Source organism: Tissierella praeacuta (genome assembly GCF_040396155.1).
Classification (GTDB): domain Bacteria; phylum Bacillota; class Clostridia; order Tissierellales; family Tissierellaceae; genus Tissierella; species Tissierella praeacuta_A.
In genome coordinates this window covers 49,847-70,934 of sequence record NZ_JBEBOY010000014.1, presented here as the reverse complement: position 1 = coordinate 70,934, position 21,088 = coordinate 49,847, and the positions used below count along the sequence as shown (strand labels likewise).

Genomic DNA, 21,088 nt, shown 5'->3' with positions numbered 1-21,088 from the left:
GGATGTAACTGGAAGGTGGAATCTTTTGACCACCTTCCTTTATCCTGCACCAAAATCAATAGGGGGGTTCATCCCCACTATTCTAATAACATCACCTAAAAGCCAGTAGTTAAGCCATTCTTATATCAATTATGAGCAGTCGGCACATTCGCCCCAAAACTGGATTTATTATAGATTAGGTATAACTATACCACCTCTCCCTTTATAATGGCACACAGGGGCAAACAAGCCCTCAAAAATTGTCTTATTCTTGTATTATAGATTGGTTATTAACTTCTGCCTTAGTCTTGACTGATTTTTTAGGTTTTTTAGCCTTAATCTCTTCCTCTTGCTTCTCATCGATATACTCCCTTACATTGGCTGGAACATATTTCTCATATAGCTTTTGCAGTTGATCTACCAACTCATCTTCTAAATCTACTTCCTTTTTCTCCATATATTTATTTATAGCTCTTAATTTTTCGGCATTAAGACTTACCCTAATAGTATCTTTTTTCATCTAATATTTACCTCCTTCTCTTCCTTTAAATTTATTTGAAACTCACTACATACTCATTGTCATTCCTTGATTTTGCTCCTCAGTTTGCTCTGATGTTTCTTCAATCTCTCCCGTATTTACTGTTTCAGCAGTTGATTGTTCCTCAGCACTTTGACTTCTTCCAGTCCTTCTTCTTCCTCGAGCTGTTGTATTTCTAGAAGTAGTTTCTGGTTCATTTTCATTAGTAACTACTTCTATCTCTTCTCTATTATCATTCCTGTCTAAATACCTTCTGGTAGCAGATGGGACATATTTGTCATAGGTATTTTTAATATGTTTTTGTAATTCTTCCTCAACAGTCAGCTGTTTTTCATTCATATAAAACCTTAAGGCCTCCAATTTTTCTTTTGGAAAAGTTACTTGCAGTGTCACTTTTTCTGTTGATGTACTCATCTATTTCCCTCCTTAAAAATCAAACCCAATGAATGTCATCCTTGGTTGAGCTTCAGGTTCTTCACCTGTGAATTCTTGAATCTTACCAAATTCTTCTGTATATTTTTCTATTTGCTCATCAGTTAAGGATACAAATTCTCCGTCTTGACTATCTCCTACAATAAAAAAAGGGCCAGCAATTATATCATTACCGACCCTTCGATTTAATTCCATTCCATTTAATTTTCCTTCGTCATTACACACTAAAATACAATTATTATCTAAATAAAGGCAATCAAATAATCCTTCAACTTCTCCTTGTATTCCTTCTAAGTCATTACTTATTTCCTTTTCATAAGGTAACTTTTGTGGCTCAATTTTTAAAATACGAATTGTTTTTTCTATATTGTCCATATTCAAGTCCTCCTACATTTTCATATTTTGACATTGTTTTATTTCTTCATCTAAGCTGATGCAGTAATCAAGGTATAAGGTCATATCAAAGCACTCATCTTCAATTTCAATCTCTGAAATTTCTTCTCTCCTATGCAGTGCATCTAAGAGCATCGTACCAATGCCATTGTTTTCTTTTACTGCTAACCCATGGTATTCTTCTATCTCATCGAAGTAGACAGCCCAGCTTCCATTGGAAGAATTTTCTGCAGCTTCCTTTATTATTTGTTCTGCAACCATTGAGATTTGCTGTTCAATATAAGGTTTAATATTTGGCATAAATGCTGCATATCTTGGATAATCATACCCATGACTGTCAATTAAAATCCCATCGCCACCGTCCATATCAAGTGCCAATAGTACATGAATTTGCCCTATGGAGTCTATATACATTACTTCCTTTCTATCTTCAATAAAATCTCTATCCTCTAATAAATTATTACTGAATTCTTCAAACTCATCCCCATTCATTAATTCAATTCCTTCAATTACACAATTGTGTGTATCAAAATTAGATAATTTCCTTTCAAATATTGCCTTTGTAATTAACATAAAGTCCTCCTTTTACTTTAAAATATGTGGTCTCCCATACAGTACCTGTTTGTTTGAATCAAATAAATTTCGATATACTACCTTACCCTTTGAATAAGAAGCATCAATAACCTTACCATCTCCTGCATAGACCCCTACATGGGTAATATTCATAAACCTGCAATTAGGTTTATGACTCCAGAATACTAAATCACCAGGAACTAAGTTCTTTTTTGAAACAGTAAGATTCTTGTTTACACAAAATCTTGCCTGCTCTGCTGCAGTTGCTGGTATATTAATACCTATCTGACGATAACTCCACATGGTTAAATAGCTGCAGTCAGTGTATCTGCCTTGTCCTCTTCTTTCTTGTGAATAAGGATCTCCAAGTCTTGACATGGCAAGTTTTACAATTTTAGATCCTTTCTCTCCTTCTGGTAAATCATGATATAAATCTTCTAGTTCTTCTGGTGTAAGACCATGTATCCAATCCTCCCACTCTGTAAAACTGTCACCTTCATTAGGTGCAGGAATTCCATATTTTATCCTATAATGTATTTCATTAGCATTTGCCATATCTTCATAAGTCACTGAATTTTCCATTGTGGTTTCTATATTTTTATAAACCTCTGGCAGATTAGTTATAGGTACTGGAACCATATAAGTCTCTTCATATTCATTACCTTCTTCATCAGTTACAGTTCTTTTAAGCTCTTCGTATCTGATAAAGCAATCTACAAATTTTGCTTTATCTATATTTGACGGTTGATTTTCGCCGAAATACAGAGAATAAAAAATAGCCTTAACTCTAATTGAGTCTAGACTATTTCCATCCTCTATTTGCTTATTTATGCCCTCTATCTTTCCATCAAGCATTGTAAAACTCCTACGCATATCTTCTATATGTCCTCTATATTCTTCTGGAATATTAGCTGATATACTGCCTCCATTAAAAGATAGATATAAAACATTATTATTATGATTTGTTGTTCCTGAGAGAAAGCTTAATATAATAACAATGGTTAATATAAAGGGAGACAGGATTGCTGCAATAGTCCACCCTATTCCTTTTCTGAGTCTTCCATCTGATAAAGCAGATAAAGCTGTTTTTACAATGATCCCTAATGATCCAGGGTCTGCCATTTATATCACCACCATTTCATTCCAAATATATCTCCCTGTTCAGGTTCATGCTTCTCCACTTCTTCAAAATTCTCCATTTGACTAAGGGTTTTCTTCACTGCATTATATAAAATATCTAAATCAAATCCTGCATCAATATAGCCCTCTTCTATGGTTTTTAGATAGCTATCGGATGGATTTCCAAGTTTATAACCTTCTGTCATTATATAAACCATTGCTGTAGCTTTATAATTGCCTACAGTAATATCCACTCCAGATTTTCCATAAAAATTTGGATAACCTTCATATCTATCAAGGGCTTTCTCATCATCAGGTTTGATACTCCATAGCAAAACTGGTACCGTACTTCCTTCACATGGTTCGATAGTTGCCACTGCACCATATCTTGATCCACGAAATACAAGTTCATAATCCTTCAGTTCTGATGTACCGATAACTCTTGCCGTAGAGCATCGATACTTCATCTGATTTAAATTTAGGTTACTGCCATAGGCTATATATAACTTGTCTTTCTCCATCTTGACCTCCTTACTAGTTCATGGACATAGTAAAAGCAGGAGTATCTTCCTCCTGCTCATCTATTCCCATATCATTATTTTCTAATTCTACTCTTTCCTCTTGCTCTAAAAGCTCTTGTTCTCTCTTTTGTCTAAGTCTTTCTTTCTGTGCCTCAGCTTGCTCTGGTGACTTCCACGCAATATTTCCTTCTAAATTATCTAGGAGATGTTTTCTTGCTGTTTTAAATTCATCTCCAATTAACTCGAGTCTTAAAAGCCATACTCTAAATGTATATTTCTCATTTTCTGATACGGTTTTTCTTGAACTTGCAGACTTTTGATTGTAGGCTTGTGCTGTAATTGCCATACAAAATTGTAGATAGGCCTTAAGTTTTCCTGCATGGAGTGATCCATTAAAGGCACGAAATTCTATTGTTCCTTTTTGAAAAACAGAGTGTAGATTTAAACATCGATATCTACTGTCATGGTAATGTTGATGGCTTCCATCCCTCCCTTTATACCAGAGACTTTGAATCCCACTTATTGTTTTGGGCTTCTTTTTGTTTAGTTCTTCTAAAAAATCCTTATCTATCTTTTTGCAATATCTCCTTTCTCTTTCCGAATCTACCTTCAAGGCTTTATATATCATATCTTCTTTTGCAGCTATGATATTTACAAGATTTCTTAGTTGATATGCTTTAAATGGAGCTGCATTTATGTGAATATGAATACCACAGCTTTTATTACTGAATGCTCCAGCCCTTCTTAACTCTCTTATCATCTCTTGGATATCTTCTATATCATCATAAAAACATATAGGACTTACTAACTCAACACTATATTCTCTATCTGCTATTTGCTTTCTATTCCCTACTTTCTTTTGACAGGTAATACTAGCATCACTTACAAGTTTCCATTTTCTATTTTGATTATCTGTTACAGTATAAGTTCCATATCCACCTCCCTCAAAATCTACTGTACCATTTAAATATTCAGCAATAACCTGTGCTGCTCTCTTTCTTGTGATACCAGTCATTTCTACCTCTACCCCAAACTTTTGCTCCCTAAGATCCATATCTTCACCGCCTTACCATAGCTTTTTTTCATTTATAATATCTATGGCATTTTCATATCCTGCATATTTAGCTGAAGTTACAATAAACTCTATAAGTCTTTTATTTCTCCAAGAGTCTATTAATTCTCCATAGCATTTATCATGAAGTTCATTGATTTTAAAAATAGTATCTGCAATAATATTTTCTATTTCTTTATCTAAGCCATTAGATGCTTTTCTAGAATTCTTTAGTTTATCAATAAATTCATCTAGGACATTATCTAGTTCTTTAATGTCCTTCTCATTATAATAACTGTAAGCTAGGAATGGATTTTCATATTCTGTACCATTAATACAATGTTTTATCTCTTCTAATAATCTTGGACGATTCTTTGAATCTGCCTTTAAATACTGTTCCATAAAACATAGAAGATCATTATCTCTGTTTGGAGTATAGCTAATGCACACTCTCAAATCGTCTATAATGCCTTGCTTTTGATTTCTAAAAGATTCAATTTTATCAAATATCACTATCTACCACCTGCCTTTCCAAATAACTTTTCTTTATATTCTGGAGCATGAACTACTAGATTGTAACGTTCATTACCACATTTATATAAACACACTCCCCTCTGTGGAAATTTAATTAGATTATATTCTGATTCCTCAAGCTGTAAGGTATCCATATAAAACTGCTTGTCAATATTTCCTGCATTAAATAAAAAAGCGTGTGCTGGAATAGAAAACAGTGGCTTTGTCAATTCCTTAATTCCTTCGATATTGAAGTCTTCAAGGTTTTGACTGCTGAGTATTACCGCTGATTCTTTCTTTCGCACTCGCTTCATAAAATTACGAATATATTCTATTGCAGTAAGATTTGTTAGGAATAAATAAAGCTCATCGATTCCTGCTGCAGTATTTCCTTCTGTCAGCAGTTTATCTGACATAAAGGATAATATATTAAATAGTAATGCATTTTTAACATTTCTACTGGCTTGAAGTAAACCCTTAACTCCAAATACAATAAATCGATTAGATGTTATATTGGTATGTCCATTAAAGAATTTACTCTCTGCCCCTTGGCACATGGAATGAAGTCCAAGTAGTATTTCCTGCAATAATTCTTTTGTATAAAATTGATATTTTTCATTATCATAGCCTTTATATTCTTCCTCTATTAGTAAATAAAAGTCTGATAAGATAGGATAGTCAATGGATTCTAATCTGCTAAAGTCCGTACTATCGCTAATATTATATTTGGTATAAAGTTTTCCAAGCATAATTTCAATTACATCAATATGCTTATCTTCAAAGTCTTTATATGAACGAAAAAAGTCCTTTAAAAAGCTAATATGCTGACTTAGTTTAGTGGCTTGTCTAAATGCAAAGGGAGCATCTTTATCCTCTGGACTTCCCCCTTCATCCCAAGTCTTTGGCTCTAGTGGGTTTATCATATATTCTCCACTCATTAAGTCTACAAAGCATCCACCTGTGTTTCCAGCAAGATCTCGATACTCATCTTCCGGGTCTAAACAGATGACATTCTTTCCTGATTCCAAAATATTACATAGGATTAATTTTAATAAATAACTTTTCCCTTGCCCAGAATTTCCTAAAATCAGAATACAAGGATTGGTTTTATCATCATCTCTTTTATCAAAATCTACTATAATATTAGAACCAAACTTATCTCTACCTAAATAAAATCCATTGCTATCAGTCTTTCCTGAATAATTAAAAGGATAAAGATTTGCTACTGAAGATGCAGGAAGTACCCTTTCATATTGAGTGTCAAATACATTTCTTCCTGTTGGACCAACACATAAGAAGCCTTGCTGCTGGCGAAGCATAAGTCTATCTACATTCAATTTACTTCGTACTAGCTCTGTTAGCACATCAGTCTGTAGCAGTTTTAATTCCTCATAATCATTGGCAATAAGTTCAATATATACTGCACAATGAAATAGTGGCTCTCGATTTCGATGCATAGTTGAAACAAGTATAACAACATCCTGAAGATTACTTTCTGCTGTTACAGTCTGCTGTAAATCATTTGTATTTGTAGTATTCATCCTATTTTTATTGGCTGCATTATGAATGATTTTCTTTTCCTCATTTGGTGTTACCTGCCTTGTATAGATTCTAAGAGTAACACCATCCTTTTCTCCAAGATGACGAAGAATTGCCTGTTCATTGGTACTTGTAGGATATTCTCTAAGTGCCCATACACATCTATAGGTATTTCCACAAATAAAATGATCAGTGTTAAATTTAATAATAGACGGTGCAATCATATCTATAAAGGTTTTGATTTTTTCATCTTCTACTATAGGTATTGTCTTTTTTGCCATATTATTATCTTACCTCCATTTTATTTTTTCATTAAAAAAAGCCCTACACATTAGTGCAAGACTTAATCAATACATAAATTATGTTCCTATTTAATTACTAACTTATCACACGAATGGAGCATCATGGTATCAAATATCTCCCCCTCAATCCCGATGATTTCATCAATAGGGATTGAGATACCATTAGTCATAAAAATAATACACTCATATTCATCTATCCTTTTAACTATACCATTAGCGGTAACATAGCTACCACCATCTTTCTTCTTATCTGGCTGAAAATAGGTTATTCCTATATAAGGATGTTCATGAAGTTGGTCTATTAGTATTTGCAATTTGTTGTTCAATACTTCTTTCATATATATATCCAGTTCTATTCTATCTTCGGTTACTCTTGCAGTTTCTTTGATTGCAGTATCATGACCAGTTAGCGCAGCGAAAGGAGAAAATTGTGCTGCTCGGTCAATTATTGGCATAGGATCTCGTTTTTTAGATACATGTCGTGGTAAATTAATAATATCATCGTATTCTTTTGTCATGCCTTATGCCCTCCAATCTGTTTGTTTCTATCTACTGTTGTAGCTCCTTCCTCTAGATTTAAGCCTTTTAAAACTACATTCTTTCCAAATTTCTTCTTTAATTCTAATATGGTTTCCTGCACCTTTCTTTCTCGTAGAAGTTCTGCTTCTTCTTCCTTCTTTTCCCTCTCTGCAGTCTTACAATCAGTAAAAAGATTAAGTTGCTCAATCCCATCTGACCTTTCAACAACTCCTTCTTCTACTACACGATTTGCTGACATATTGACCCTTCTAACTAAAAGATTTTTATCTACTATTCGCTCAAATAAATCCATGACAGCATCTATAATTAGCTTTGTAGAAGATGTATATCTATCAAGATTTACAGTACCATGTGCCGATTTTGGTACTTTACGTCCATAACCATCAGTGGTTATCTCCCCTTTATATAATTTTCTTATGTCAGGATCTGTTAAATTTTCAATATCATATCCTACTGTTAAAACAATCTGATCAGTTACAAGTCTTTTATCTACTAGGTCAAGTACAAGTAAATCAGCCATTTCCCATACAATAAGTTTTGCTTTTTCATAGGTATAGCCACATTGGAGCACCTGCCCTGAGCCGATACTTTTGGCACTTGGTTTATATTCTTTAATATCAGCTATAGTACATGGCTCCCAACCCCATGCATGATCTATTAGCAGTTCTGCATTAATACCAAATATCTTATATAATAAATCTTCATTGTAATAATCAGTAGGCTTACCGATAGAACATCTTGCAATATCCCCCATAGTAAATAGCCCTTGCTTTTCTAATTTTTTAGCATATCCTTTACCTACACGCCAAAAGTCTGTCAGAGGTCGATGTGCCCACAATAATCTACGGTAACTCATTTCATCTAGTTCGGCTATTTGCACACCATTTTCATCTATCGGAATTCGTTTTGCTTGAATATCCATAGCAATTTTAGCTAGGTATAGATTTGTGCCAATCCCAGCTGTTGCTGTAATTCCTGTGGTGTTAAGTATTTCCAAGAGTATTTTAGTAGTAAGCTCTCTAGCTGATAGATTGTAGGTATTTAGGTAATTTGTAACATCCATAAATACCTCATCTATGGAATATACATGTATATCTTCAGGTGCAATATATTTTAAGTAAATATTATAAATCCTTGTACTATATTCTATATAATAGGCCATTCTAGGAGGGGCCGCAATATAGTCCAGTGAGAGACTTGGGAAAGATTTTAATTCAGTATCGTTGAAAGAAGCACCAGTAAAAACCCGCCCTGGTGCTTTGTTTAATCTTAAAGCATTTACTTCCTTTACCCTCTGAACAACCTCAAATAATCTTGCCCTACCAGAAATTCCATATGCTTTAAGTGAAGGAGAAACTGCAAGACAAATGGTTTTATCTGTTCGACTTGCATCTGCAACAACAAGATTTGTAGTCAACGGATCAATCTCTCGTTCCATACACTCAACGGAAGCGTAAAATGATTTTAAATCAATTGCTATATATATTCTGCTTTTAATATCCATTCTCCCCACCTCCTAAAATCATCTCATTAATGGTTAGGAAACTACACATAATTCTAAATACAAGTTGTACTTATGAGTTCATCACTAAATTGGAATTTAATACTTTATTTTTAATTCCGCAAAAGTATTAGGTTTCAATATATAAAACATCAATTATTTTTCCAATGTAGCATTGACCTTATTTCAAGAATATCCAAAGGCGGTATATGTACATTGTTCTTAATTAGGAGCACTTCTTCAGTCGGTTCACGAAAGGCTGTAAAATATGCCTTCGTCAAATAATGCAATACCTTATCCTTATCACTTTGATCATCATCACCGTCATAGATGATCTTATCACCACTTACTTTGGCCACTATCTCATAAGAATCGTGAATCGACATCCACTCGTGAGATAAATTCAATCCTAAAAGATTATCTATATCCATCAAAATTTCTGGTCTACGATGAACTTGTCCACCATAAGGACTTCTCTCCCACACCGATAAGAACCCACATATAGTGTAATCATAATAAAACTTTCTCCCTATGGACCAACATTTATAAGCCTCTGTGTCTTGCCTTGGACAAGCTCCAAAAGTAATATCAAATCTTTTTCCACGATATGTCAGTATTCGCTCATCCAAATCGATATGGATATCGTGCTTTTCTAGGAACTTTCTTAGCTCAGAATCATGGCATGAATAAGATTGTTTTAGATCTAATATTCCATGTTTCCAAAAAGATGCACATCCATTAGCACTTGTCGTCACATGAAAGTAGATAAATTCGAAATCTCTGTAGCTACGAGGAAGGTATCCATGAGAGTTAATCACGTCTGCCACAAGATAGTCCGTATATTTATATTCGTGCTCATGGCCAAGATATTGTTCCCACACTGGGATTGGTACGCCTGTAAGATTGGTCAATGTCTGTTGTGCATATTCAGTTGTGCGAATATCGTAAATCATATTAAGCTTAATCATCTATTTTTCTCCATCCCCCTATCCAGTTTCACATAGACAAATTCCAATTTATCTACATCCTATATTTTTTCTAGTTAACATTATTTCTAGGATACCCTATCGTTATCCCATCTTCATCCCATCATTATCTTGATCTAACTTAGGCAATGGAATATGAAGAAGTCGTAAAAAATCCTTTTGTGATTCCAATTCTCTCTCTGCTATAAAGTTAATAAATGGTCTATCATCTTCATGTGCTTTTTCAAGTAATGAAATATACTCACTTCGTAAAATTGGAGGAATTAGTGCTGGCAGATATCCATCCTGTATCAATGCTGTATTCATTAATAGCCTAGCGACCCTACCGTTGCCATCTTTAAATGGATGAATAAACACAAATTTTTTATGAAGTAGTGCTGCAAATTCTACTGGATGATAGTTTTTTCTTTCTGTTGTTACCCATTTACATAAATCCTCTATTTCACTTTGGATATTTTCTACTTTGGTAACCGGATAGTTAGATCCTGTGATAAATACAGGAATGTCACGATATCTTCCTGCAAACTTTTCCTCAATATTTTGATAAAACAGTTTATGCAGATAAAGGATGTCTTTCTCTATGATTTCTTTATTCCCAAGCAAAGTAAACATATAGTCATATGCTTTTGCATGATCTACGGCTTCAAACATATCTCTTAAAGGTCTTCCCCCAACCGTTAATCCATCTTCTATTAAAACTTTTGTTTCACTTTCAGTCAAAGAATTCCCCTCTAGTGCATTTGATGTCCATGTTAATCCAACACGATAAAAGTCTTTTATCTGCTTTAGCATTTCACCTTCAAATGGTCTTAACTCATTAATGGTATTTTGATATAAATCCAATTTTTCAATGCCTTCCATCATTTCACTCCCTTTTTAGATATTTTTAGATATTTTTATATAGATATAGTATAGTTTTCATAATCCTTTAATTATACCAATTGTACCATATACCATTTATCAAATAAACTCATATTTTCTATCTCTACTTTCTTTAATCATTGAAAATTACCCACCTCTCTCCATCATAATCTTCATATTTCTCTGTTGTTACATTCTGCTCATAATATACTCCAAGTAATCTTTTAATATCCTGATTATCTGCTCTTCTAGCTGCAAATCCTTGATCTTTTAAGCTCTTTTCTATCCTTGAAAGATAAGGAAACACATTTGATTCCTTTTCATCTTTAAGACGAATAATAATTAGAAACTCTCGGGCAGTTGCCATCTGTATTTGCATTCTATCAAGATTTATACTATCTTGTTGTAACAGTTTTCTTATAACAGGATTTTGTTCTATATCCATTCTTCTTTTTAAATACTGCTTATTATCATCAAAGTTTTCCTTTGAATTAAGACACAGCATTTCGATTTCAGCTATTCCTTTTAGTACTGTCATAAGTGCATATATCCTAGCACTTACATTTTCATCAGATAACACTGATATATTGGTTGGATGAATAATAAAATATACTAATTCGCCATATTGAGTTTTTATGCTGTAATCTGTAATTCCATCAATGCCAATCAACTCTCTTGTAGACTGTTTTTGTCTTTCTTTTTGTTTCTGTTTTCTGCTCAATCTTATAACCTCCATTCAAAAATTTGCTGTTTTAAAAGAAAAAAGGCACAGGCATATCGAATAAAATTCAATATACTTGTGCCTTCAAATTGTATAGTTAAAAATGCATAGACTGCTGTTATTACAATTGGTGGCATAAATCCTAGTTGTGCTAAAGCAAATACAGAAATAAGAAGTCCTACTCCTATGACTCCAATGTCTTTTAATTCCCATAGCCACAATGTTGCCTTGGCTTTTAGATTATCGGGATACATATACATTCTTTACTCATCTCCTTCTTCTTTAAACTTTCTTAAAAAATAAGCAATCCCTCGCATAATAAAATCTACACAAGGGATTGCTACACTATTACCAAGAGCCTTATACCTTCCACTATCCGAAGATTTTTCAATATTAGTCCATCCATCAGGAAAGCCCTGAAGCTTTTCACATTCCAAAGGGAAAGGACTCTATTTCACTTACCCATATAGGAATAATTCCATTATTAACAGCGGCAAGAGGAAATCCTCCTATCCCATCAAAAAGACTCCCCAAGGTAATCATTTTTACATTCCTAACCTTAAGAGAGTCTGTTCTTTTGTTTCCATATTAAGATGTGTAATTCTTTTTATAGGAATTCCTCTTTCTCTTGCAAATTCAATTTCTTCGAACATCCCACTGGAAATATTATCGCCGAATGCCCAAAGTTCATCGCATTTAGCCAAGACTTCCTTTCCTAAACTGATTCCTAATTTTCTTTCTTCTGGATTATTATCATCTAAAATCTGAGGATAGAGAAGATGAGGACAAAAAAAGGCATTAGCTTCATTTAACACATATCGGCAAGCCTGTTTCGCATACTCTATATTCTTTTCTATATCTCCTTTATATGGAGATGCAATAAATATTAATTTCATATAACCCTCCATTTAAACTTTTATTTTGGTACTGCTTGTACAATAGTCTTTGTGGTGTTAACTGCTGCCTGTGCTGTATAAACTGCACTCATTATATTAGCCTTTGTAGATGTATCAAGTCCAAATGCCCCAGCAATCCTTGGTACTTCTCCTGCTGATAGCATTAAGCCCAGCCCTAATAATGCATGATCTTTTACTACCATTAGTCCAGCTGTCAATATGGTTGCTTGTAAAAAAGTCGTAAGACAAAGACCAATTATTTGCTTACACCATTGAATAAATCCATCAATATAGCCACGAGGAACAGAAAACATATAAAGGCTTCCAACTGCTATTTGTATTAGTAAAATCCCACCTCTTTTAAGATTAGCAAAAAATACTTTAATCACTGCATAACCCATTAAAATAATAATAAACAGAGCCATAAATGGACTTGTTATTATAGAAAGTCCACCAAATATTCCTGAACTACCGACACTGGTAACATCTCCTGCATTATTTAATGTTGTAATAATATTTGAAGCTAGTTCACTAATTCCAGTACCATATCCTGTAATTCCTGCAGTTAAACTTGCTTGTAAGTTAACAGATAATTTATATAGTTCTATTGGTACAATTGTAAATAGACTTACTGCCATAAATCCTTTAATTGCATTTAAGCCTGCATCTTTAATACTCCCCCTTCCATTTTGATATTCAATACCTGTTTCAAAGCATGATACCACAAGGCCAGTTCCATATAATGACCAGGCAAGATAAGAGAAAAACAAAACAATTGACTGTACCCAACTCATCTCAAAGAGTTCCACTCCCATGTTTCCCATCTGAGCAAAGAAATCTGCAAGAAAACCTATAAGTTGTCCATAAATCCAATCAACAATCTGGTTCATTATATCGCCCAAGATAAAATCCCATATAAACATTTCACTATTGCCTCCTTTCAAAGAAATAAAAAATGTACATCTTGCTGTTAGATGTACAGAATAAGTGATACTTTTCAAAGCTAGTTAATACCGAGTATATATTAGTCAATACTCACAGATTGCTTGAAGATAGCAACGGAATATGATATTATATTGACAGACAAGAATTTATGGAAGAGGTATAACATGAAAAAAGATACAAATAAATACTTAGCAATAGGTATATCCCTTGGATTATGCTTTGGTGCTGGTGTAGGAATTATTATAGGCATTATCATGAATAAAAGTAACTTTACATTTGGCATACCTTTAGGAGCTGGATTAGGAATGATTATTGGTATTATTGTTGGTTCTATCTTAGATAGTAATAATAAAAAGATAAAATAAATTACAAATTTCAATTTATAGAGTAGGATGAATCCAAATGGATACATCCTACTCTTTTATTACATCCCGAGTATCTTCCAAATATATGTTGGAGCTGTTAGGGTGAATACCAAACATGCAAACAAAATCGCTGGCCCACTCCACTCAAATTGTCCATGTTTTCGATGTGGGCTAAGTATCCAACGCCTTGCCATATTGCTATGGTAGGTTTTCAAATACTCGCCCCCGAACCGTACGTACACCTCTCGATGTATACGGCTCTCCATTTGTTAATTCAGTTTACCTAAATGCAAGTCTGTATGACATTTTATACATAATGCCATGGTTTTTCTATTTCTTGCAATCATGAATTTTTCCCAATAGCTCTTACCTTTTAAATCTTTTAGTTTATGAACATGATGTATTTCTATTTTACAATTACCTTTACCACAAAATTCACAGATATTTGCTTCTAGCCTATTTTTTAAACTTGTTTTACTTGAATACATTACCGTTTTTGGTATAATATCAACATTTGAAGTTCTAGCTAAGGGTTTTCTAGCAAAACCTTCATTATAAAACAGACGTATTTTTTCTTCCCCTTTCTTATTTTTAAAATGAATACCAAAGTTTTTTCCTATACGCATTTTATCTATTGCTTTACTCATAGATATTCTGTATTTTGTTGCATAGGTTTTAAACATGCTATATTGCATAATATATCCAAAGGAATTTGCCCATGAGGAATTATTGGCTAAGCTGTAATAGTTCCTGAAACCTCTAATTTCACTATTATATTGCTCTAAGATTTCAAGGTCATCATTATCTTTTAGATAATATCTTGATTTAGCTTTCCAATTCTCTTTTCCATATACAGTTCTTTCAATAGTCATAGCACCATATTCTAATAGCTTATCTCTCATTTTTTCAGTTGGCATTTCCAAAGACACACTACCATTTAAAACTCTTGATTTGATGCCTTTATCATTCTTTTTAACAACATTATTTTGCCTAACTGAAATATCATATCCTAAAAATCGTGCTTTATTTTGAGCATTTGTAATTAATGTTTTTTCTATTGATAACTCCAATTTAAGATTGTCTTTAAGAAATAATGCTATTTTATCTTTTATTTCTTGTGCATCTGCTTTACTTCCTATAATCCCTATTATAAAATCATCACAATATCTTACATATTGAAGTCGCTTAAAATCTATGTCCATAGGGTCACTGTATGGAATATTCTGTTTTTCCTTTGTCACTACTTTGATTTGTTCTATTAACTCTGTTCTTTGGTTTTCATCCTCTGTCTGTTTTAATTTCTTAGCAAGTCTTCCCTTTAAGCTTTCTAATTTTAATGCTTGTGGTAATATTTTTCTTCTCTTACCCTTATCAAATTCTGATTTTAGTTCTTGCATATATTTATCAAATTCATCAAGATATATATTAGCAAGAATAGGACTGATAATACCTCCTTGTGGTGTCCCACTATAGGTGTTATGATATGTCCATTCTTCTAAATATCCTGCCTTTAAGAATTTATTTATCAATCGCAAGAACCTATTATCCTTAATTCTTTTTGACATTATTCCTATCATAACTTTATGGTCGATATTATCAAAAAAACCTTTAATATCACCTTCTACAAACCACCTTGTTCCAGTAAATGATTTTTGTATGCTATCAAGTGCTGTATGACAACTTCTGCCTGGTCTAAATCCATGAGATGATTTTTCAAAGTATCCTTCATAAATAGCTTGTAATAACATACGAATTACTTCCTGTATTAGTTTGTCATCAAATGATGGAATACCAAGAGGACGCATTTTCCCATTTTTCTTAGGGATATATGTTCTCCTTGAGGGATTTGGTTGATATTCTTCAGTTCTTAGGCTTGCTATAAGCTTATCAATTCTTTCTAAACTCATAGCGTCTATTGTCTGCTCATCTGTTCCTTTTGTCATATTACCATTGTTTGCATAAATGTTTTGGTATGCAAGTAAATAAAAGTCTCTGTTATACAAATTTCTGTATAACCTTTCATATTCATATGATTTATTAGAGCTATGGGATTGTAAACTGCTTAACACATTGATTGGATTTCTCATAATGTATCACACATCTTCCTTTCTTTAATGTTAAGATAACAAACTGCTTCCCTTCGCCATGTACAGGTCGTTATCCTGTTCGGACTACTACGGAAGCTCCGTTACCATACCAAATATTCAGTGTCATCTTTCTCGATTTTACTCTTGAAATTTATCACCTTTCGGCATTACACATAGCTAGTTTTTACCAGCGTTTTGGGTTAGGTAATCCCCGTTTAACTAAATAATAATAGCTTGAATTATTGTCGGATACCGTTTCCGTCCTTTACCATTTATGTGGTTAGGTTGCATATAGCTCTGGCTGTATTTACTCGATTAATATAATACAGATATGCAATAAAACTCTTATAGCCGTCTTGAGTTTTAGCTCCTATATAAGCCCTTTAGACTGCGGTTCAAGTAGTATGACCTTTATCCTCATATAATTCTTTTCATCTTGCCATTCAGTCGTGAGATGACGACTTCTCAACTTATGGCTTTACCAATATGCTATTTTCCCCTATAAGATTTCTCTCTCAGGTAAATTGGTTGATGACAAGCATTAAAGCACAAGCCTGTTGGATTGCTAGTTCCACAATTATTAGATAGCCTTTACGGGCGCACAATCAAAATAAGCCATACCGAGTTTAGCAAAGAAAAACACTGCTAAAATAAGATCTATTGCAGGAAACACAACTTTATTAACTACAGTCTTAATTTGCCCGGATGCATCTTTCCAAGTACCCTCGATTGCACCTGCTACATCTCCCGAACCTGCAGCAAAAGCTGTAGTACTAAACATTAAAGTAAACATTAATACTATACATATAGCTAATGTACTTCTCTTATATCTCTTCATAAAATCCACCTTTCTTTTTCTGTATTTAAGGTTTTAGAGGCGCAATGTGCCAGTCTTGCCATAGATTTCCCCTTATTGTAAGTGAGTCTGCAAGGTTCATAGAGAGCATTCCATCAGGAGTCCAAGAATCTATGACCCAAGTATTTACTGTATATGCTCCATCTGGCATCCATATGGGAGTAAAATGTGTACGGTTCTTATATGTGGAATACTTATTTTTCTTAAATTCAAATTTCGGACTTGAACCACTAGATGTGCGATCTAACAACCTCCAATAGATTTCATATTGAAATTCTGGGAAGTAAGAAACAGCATTTTGAGGATAGGTAATTGCAGAACTTTGATTACTACTCACATTGCATGTTACTAATTGATTAATGCCATATCCACTTTTAAAAGTACTTCCGCTTGCAGTAGGATTCTTACTATCATTTGTAATTCTCATATCAGCAGAAAGTCTTGCACTATATTGGTCAAGGTCAAACTCCCACCATCCATGGTCACACCAATATCCTGAATCTTCCCCAGTTCTATGCCATACCCAATACTCTTGCCACCATGGACTCCATATGCTCCAATTAGCTGTTGTTTTCTGCTCTCTATTTGGAACAGGAGCATGTGAGAATGTATCATTTCTATCATCAGCTACAGGATTTGGAGGCGGATTCTTATCTAAATCAACAATCCTTACATTGATAATCGATTTTGTTGTACTTCCTGAACCATGTACACTTACATTAATAATCATATCCTGTTCTGTATCAGGAGTGATCCATTTTACCCAAGCAAGCTGCGAATCACCTCTAGGATAATATATATTTCCAACAGTGTAGGTTCTAGCTTCAATTTCAAAACTCACATAGGTTGGATTATCAGGATCAGACTGCCCTCCACTTACCATTACAGATGTGATTACCTCAGTATTTACTCTGTATTCATAATCATATGTGCTTACAACTGGTGGTTCTGGTTTCTCTGTAAAACGTACAATCCCAAGGCCTAGAGAAGATTTTATATCCGCATTAGAAGCAGGAGTTGATGTACTACCCTTCCACGCAGGATATCCTAAATCCCCTACCTCTAAAAACATAGCAAGAGGCAAGTTCTTATGAGATAAGGATACCATCTTACTCCTAAGTCCCCCACTCAGTTTTTCATCATACATAGCTGCTTCTGTTGCTGTTGTAGCAACCATAACCCCTTGGAATGTATAATATGCCATAGGTTCTAGAAGTAATTTATAATCTCCACCAATTAATATGTCATAATCCATTCCTGTACGAGATGCAATTGAACGAATAACCTGCTCATCTGTAAAATAGCTTTTTATTGCATCTATATTGTTTTTCCCATCTGTACTTACTATTTTAGGGATGGACTGTGAAGGATTAATAAAAGAGTAACTATCACTACTAGGTGAAATGGATCTCCCTCCGTTATAATTTAATTTACTAACCTTCCCAAAATGTAAGCGAACATTAGCAGGTTGTTTATTAGTTAAATCAATGGGAGTTGTTACCACTGAATGATTATTGGCACGAACTATAGTCACTCTCACCCCATCATATCCAGGTGACCATTTATTGTCATTTGTACCACTTCCCATTCCTCCACCGCCTGAATCTATGTTTCCATCTCCAACTGCAAGTACAGAAATAGGTATTATTAAATTAAGTATCATCAAAATGGCTATAAAAAACGTTAATATTCTCTTCATGGAATCTCCTTTCTGCAAAGAAAAAAACACTGCATTTCTACAGTGTTTATCTTGCTATTTGTATTTAATCCATATTTCCTACTTTGTTACCATTCTCATACATATCTTCAGCTTTAGTTCCTTCACCTTCTCCAATATCATCAATCCATCCAAATCCAGGCACGTAAATCTTACCATCTTTTTTATCTCCACCCTTTGGTTCATCCTTTTGTTTTGGTAACTCTTCAGGTTTCTCTACCTTCTCGTGATCCACATTTACAGGTGGCTCTGTTACCTTTTCACCGCTAGGTTTTTGTGTTGGATCTGTTAGCTGTTCTTTTGTAGGCTCTTTAGGCTTTTCAACATTTTTTTGAATAGTCTGCTCTGTTCCCTTATCTACACCATTTTTATTTGTAGACTGTGTATCTGGAGTTTTAATTGGTGGTACTATAATTTCATCTTCTTTTTCATTATCCGTTTTATCTTCATCATTCGTTACTTCTTCTTTCTCTGCCTTTTCGGTATCCTTTGGTTTTTCTATTGTTACATCATCAACTTCTATATTTTGATTTGGCAGTGTATCCTCTATTGGTTCTTTTCTAAACTGTGAGCTTATCATAAGTATAAGCATTGCACAAATCACCAAACCTCCGGTAACTACAAGCCACTTTTTAGTTTTATCACTTATATTCTTCATAGATTTCTGCCTCCTTTTTCCGCTTCTTATAATTCACACCCTACCACAAGAGTCTTCAAATGTCTATTCATATTTTCTAAACTCTTAAAACTTAGGGGTATATCCCCCACTTGTCTTTATTCGTATCTTCATACTAGGAAGAAGTTTACCTCCAAAGGATACTGGTACTTCAAGCATAATGGTGCAATCAACCTTAAATCTTGAACTTGCTGTATCTCTTGTTCCAATAGGTGCATTCCTTATATCCACATCTAAGTTCCATATTCTGAACTCCATTTTATTATCTGATATAGTTTTTACATGGTATCCGTCACTTCGCTCTAAACCTAAAATTGTATCTAATCTATTATAAACATCTCCATAATCAAGGGATTCTTCGAAATCATCTGCTACTGGCTGATATCCTCCTGAATACCCTTCACGAATTCCATGATAGACATCATCATAATTATCATTTACTGTAGAGATTACGGCATCTTGCACTGCATCACGAACACCTTGTGCTATAATCATCAATCTAAAATATTCGGATATACCTGTAATGATTATTACAAGGCACAAAGTTACAGCTACAATTAAAGGAAAGGAGCTTCCTCTTTTTTCTCTTAATATTTGTCTGATCTTCTGCATCCTTTCACCTACTCTTCTCACTTTCTCTTACTCACTCCTACCTTCTCTTACTTTTACTACCTATTTAAACAGATATATCATCCACCTATTTCCAATATACTTCTGACTTCCCTGCAGCATCAGCCCGTAAAGTTATAGGGAAGGAACCAAATCCTCCAAACAGACCAATATTAGTTTCATAGGTAATAGTTACAGTTATCTCTTCATTTAACTGAATCTGTCCTGATTTTGACCACTTAACCATTGGTGTAATACCCATTTTATCTCTTAATAAGATTTCCCTATTTGTCGTTTCTGCCCCTACTCTTCCCGCTATCTCTGCTTCTCTAACAAGTTCTGTTGCAAATGTATCTATTTGCTGTTTTATAATGTATACTGGAAATACCTTTACTGCAAGAGCAATAATAAGCATAACACAAAGTACAAGTACTGCTACATCAATATACCCTTCTCCTTTATTAGTTCTTAATACCTTTAGCATTTAAGCACCTCCTAAAACAATCCGCTGAAAGAGCGGATTATTTCATAGATGATAATAGCCATATAGGTCATCATAAAACACATAAGCATTATAAAGGAGAATACTCTAATCTTAGGTGGTATCTTCATAGCCTCAGCTTTTAATTTTTGAAGTTCCAATTGTTTCATATCATGGGAAAGCATTTGAAAATACATTGATCCATCGTCTCCACGAAGAACACCGATTAACCCTCTAGTAATATCTGATAACATAGGTGAGTTTATCCTTGCTTCAAACCTTGTAAGGGCTGCTTCATAAGATGAGGATCGCATATCCGCAGTTAATATATCTAATTCATTTGCAAAATCCTCTCCTGCATTTTTCTTAAAATTTTCTAGTATAGATAATACATCTCTACTGGCCTTTAATTCTTGGGTAATGGTTGCTACAAATCTTGGCAGTTCTCTTTCTATCCTTTCTCGTTTTCCCTTTAGCTCTTCATCTGCTTTTCGTATTTCTTTAAAATATATAAGGATACTTAGAAATGCAATAATTGGTGCTAAGAGAGGTAATATCATAAGGCAAGGAATTACAACCAATGCAATTAAACCTGATTTAACGATAGCAGATGCCATATATTCTTCTGGATTCATATTTATTCCAGAGGCATTCAGTGTATTTTTCATTCTATTTCTTTTATACTCATCAATGGGAATGTATTTTGCCAGTTTTACTGCCCATCCTAGAAGTAATATATCTATACTTTTTGTCTTTTCTTTTCCTTTTTTTTCTGCTGATTGCATGGCTTTTTGTGTGGCAATACTTGGAAGTCTTAAAATATCAGCCATTATAAAAAACAGTCCAAGAGCAAGGAGTATTCCAAAGATAATAATTAAAAATGTCAT

Annotated in this window: 27 protein-coding genes; 1 reads left to right on the top strand and 26 read right to left on the bottom strand. The window is 33.9% G+C overall.

Annotated features, from left to right (window positions below; genetic code table 11):
- Window positions 1-244: 244 nt before the first annotated feature.
- The 18 genes from ABWP20_RS09000 to ABWP20_RS08915 form a co-directional block, all read right to left on the bottom strand.
- Window positions 245-499, bottom strand: coding sequence for a DUF6103 family protein (locus ABWP20_RS09000; protein WP_216521584.1), 255 nt, complete (start codon window positions 497-499; stop codon window positions 245-247).
- 45 nt (window positions 500-544) lie between these two features.
- Window positions 545-931 (bottom strand): DUF6103 family protein, encoded by a 387-nt coding sequence (locus ABWP20_RS08995; RefSeq protein ID WP_353095460.1) that lies wholly within the window; start codon window positions 929-931, stop codon window positions 545-547.
- Window positions 932-943: 12 nt separating this feature from the next.
- Window positions 944-1,324, bottom strand: a complete 381-nt coding sequence (locus tag ABWP20_RS08990; RefSeq protein WP_353095459.1) for a DUF3846 domain-containing protein — start codon at window positions 1,322-1,324, stop codon at window positions 944-946.
- Window positions 1,325-1,336: 12 nt separating this feature from the next.
- A complete protein-coding gene (locus tag ABWP20_RS08985) occupies window positions 1,337-1,915 on the bottom strand; it encodes a DUF6329 domain-containing protein (RefSeq protein ID WP_353095458.1) in 579 nt (192 codons plus the stop codon).
- A 12-nt stretch (window positions 1,916-1,927) separates the two neighbouring features.
- On the bottom strand, window positions 1,928-3,037 hold the full coding sequence (locus ABWP20_RS08980) for a C40 family peptidase (protein WP_353095457.1): 1,110 nt from the start codon (window positions 3,035-3,037) through the stop codon (window positions 1,928-1,930).
- A 5-nt stretch (window positions 3,038-3,042) separates the two neighbouring features.
- A complete protein-coding gene (locus ABWP20_RS08975) occupies window positions 3,043-3,555 on the bottom strand; it encodes a gamma-glutamylcyclotransferase family protein (protein ID WP_353095456.1) in 513 nt (170 codons plus the stop codon).
- A gap of 13 nt (window positions 3,556-3,568) precedes the next feature.
- Window positions 3,569-4,609 carry an amidoligase family protein gene (locus ABWP20_RS08970; protein WP_353095455.1) on the bottom strand — a complete coding sequence of 347 codons (1,041 nt, stop codon included), beginning with the start codon at window positions 4,607-4,609 and terminating at the stop codon, window positions 3,569-3,571.
- Window positions 4,610-4,621: 12 nt separating this feature from the next.
- Window positions 4,622-5,119, bottom strand: a complete 498-nt coding sequence (locus ABWP20_RS08965; RefSeq protein WP_353095454.1) for a hypothetical protein — start codon at window positions 5,117-5,119, stop codon at window positions 4,622-4,624.
- Window positions 5,119-6,939 carry a VirB4 family type IV secretion system protein gene (locus ABWP20_RS08960; RefSeq protein ID WP_353095453.1) on the bottom strand — a complete coding sequence of 607 codons (1,821 nt, stop codon included), beginning with the start codon at window positions 6,937-6,939 and terminating at the stop codon, window positions 5,119-5,121. Before ABWP20_RS08960 ends, ABWP20_RS08965 begins: the two co-directional genes overlap by 1 nt.
- An 86-nt stretch (window positions 6,940-7,025) precedes the next feature.
- The gene (locus tag ABWP20_RS08955; RefSeq protein WP_353095452.1) at window positions 7,026-7,478 is read right to left on the bottom strand and encodes a hypothetical protein; all 453 of its coding nucleotides are present in this window, start codon (window positions 7,476-7,478) and stop codon (window positions 7,026-7,028) included.
- Entirely contained in the window at window positions 7,475-9,004 is a 1,530-nt protein-coding gene (locus ABWP20_RS08950) for a Y-family DNA polymerase (protein WP_353095451.1), read from the bottom strand. Before ABWP20_RS08950 ends, ABWP20_RS08955 begins: the two co-directional genes overlap by 4 nt.
- 149 nt (window positions 9,005-9,153) lie before the next feature.
- On the bottom strand, window positions 9,154-9,828 hold the full coding sequence (locus ABWP20_RS08945) for a hypothetical protein (protein ID WP_353095450.1): 675 nt from the start codon (window positions 9,826-9,828) through the stop codon (window positions 9,154-9,156).
- A gap of 243 nt (window positions 9,829-10,071) precedes the next feature.
- Complete coding sequence (locus ABWP20_RS08940) at window positions 10,072-10,848, bottom strand: Fic family protein (protein WP_353095449.1); 777 nt, start codon at window positions 10,846-10,848, stop codon at window positions 10,072-10,074.
- A gap of 133 nt (window positions 10,849-10,981) precedes the next feature.
- Window positions 10,982-11,569, bottom strand: coding sequence for a hypothetical protein (locus ABWP20_RS08935; RefSeq protein WP_353095448.1), 588 nt, complete (start codon window positions 11,567-11,569; stop codon window positions 10,982-10,984).
- 2 nt (window positions 11,570-11,571) lie between these two features.
- A complete protein-coding gene (locus ABWP20_RS08930; RefSeq protein ID WP_216556894.1) occupies window positions 11,572-11,829 on the bottom strand; it encodes a hypothetical protein in 258 nt (85 codons plus the stop codon).
- A gap of 3 nt (window positions 11,830-11,832) precedes the next feature.
- Window positions 11,833-12,006 (bottom strand): DNA cytosine methyltransferase, encoded by a 174-nt coding sequence (locus ABWP20_RS08925; protein WP_353095447.1) that lies wholly within the window; start codon window positions 12,004-12,006, stop codon window positions 11,833-11,835.
- 108 nt (window positions 12,007-12,114) lie between these two features.
- The gene (locus ABWP20_RS08920) at window positions 12,115-12,465 is read right to left on the bottom strand and encodes a DUF7768 domain-containing protein (protein ID WP_353095446.1); all 351 of its coding nucleotides are present in this window, start codon (window positions 12,463-12,465) and stop codon (window positions 12,115-12,117) included.
- 20 nt (window positions 12,466-12,485) lie between these two features.
- Window positions 12,486-13,388: a conjugal transfer protein TrbL family protein gene (locus ABWP20_RS08915; protein WP_353095445.1), complete on the bottom strand. Its 903-nt coding sequence runs from the start codon at window positions 13,386-13,388 to the stop codon at window positions 12,486-12,488.
- Between the two features lie 186 nt (window positions 13,389-13,574).
- On the opposite strand from ABWP20_RS08915, the gene ABWP20_RS08910 reads away from it, so the two are divergent.
- The gene (locus ABWP20_RS08910; protein ID WP_353095444.1) at window positions 13,575-13,775 is read left to right on the top strand and encodes a hypothetical protein; all 201 of its coding nucleotides are present in this window, start codon (window positions 13,575-13,577) and stop codon (window positions 13,773-13,775) included.
- 59 nt (window positions 13,776-13,834) lie between these two features.
- Here ABWP20_RS08910 and ABWP20_RS08905 read toward each other — a convergent pair whose 3' ends face one another.
- From ABWP20_RS08905 to ABWP20_RS08870, 8 genes are all read right to left on the bottom strand, one after another.
- The gene (locus ABWP20_RS08905) at window positions 13,835-13,969 is read right to left on the bottom strand and encodes a DUF3852 family protein (protein ID WP_503012524.1); all 135 of its coding nucleotides are present in this window, start codon (window positions 13,967-13,969) and stop codon (window positions 13,835-13,837) included.
- Window positions 13,970-14,044: 75 nt separating this feature from the next.
- Entirely contained in the window at window positions 14,045-15,862 is a 1,818-nt protein-coding gene (locus ABWP20_RS08900; RefSeq protein WP_353095443.1) for a reverse transcriptase domain-containing protein, read from the bottom strand.
- A gap of 580 nt (window positions 15,863-16,442) precedes the next feature.
- Window positions 16,443-16,700, bottom strand: a complete 258-nt coding sequence (locus ABWP20_RS08895; protein ID WP_503012523.1) for a DUF3852 family protein — start codon at window positions 16,698-16,700, stop codon at window positions 16,443-16,445.
- 25 nt (window positions 16,701-16,725) lie between these two features.
- Complete coding sequence (locus ABWP20_RS08890) at window positions 16,726-18,417, bottom strand: DUF8193 domain-containing protein (protein ID WP_353095442.1); 1,692 nt, start codon at window positions 18,415-18,417, stop codon at window positions 16,726-16,728.
- A 64-nt stretch (window positions 18,418-18,481) separates the two neighbouring features.
- Window positions 18,482-19,093 carry a DUF6550 family protein gene (locus ABWP20_RS08885; RefSeq protein ID WP_353095441.1) on the bottom strand — a complete coding sequence of 204 codons (612 nt, stop codon included), beginning with the start codon at window positions 19,091-19,093 and terminating at the stop codon, window positions 18,482-18,484.
- Window positions 19,094-19,177: 84 nt separating this feature from the next.
- Complete coding sequence (locus ABWP20_RS08880; RefSeq protein ID WP_353095440.1) at window positions 19,178-19,723, bottom strand: hypothetical protein; 546 nt, start codon at window positions 19,721-19,723, stop codon at window positions 19,178-19,180.
- 85 nt (window positions 19,724-19,808) lie between these two features.
- Window positions 19,809-20,204: a DUF4320 family protein gene (locus tag ABWP20_RS08875; protein WP_353095439.1), complete on the bottom strand. Its 396-nt coding sequence runs from the start codon at window positions 20,202-20,204 to the stop codon at window positions 19,809-19,811.
- Window positions 20,205-20,215: 11 nt separating this feature from the next.
- On the bottom strand, window positions 20,216-21,088 hold the full coding sequence (locus ABWP20_RS08870; RefSeq protein WP_353095438.1) for a type II secretion system F family protein: 873 nt from the start codon (window positions 21,086-21,088) through the stop codon (window positions 20,216-20,218).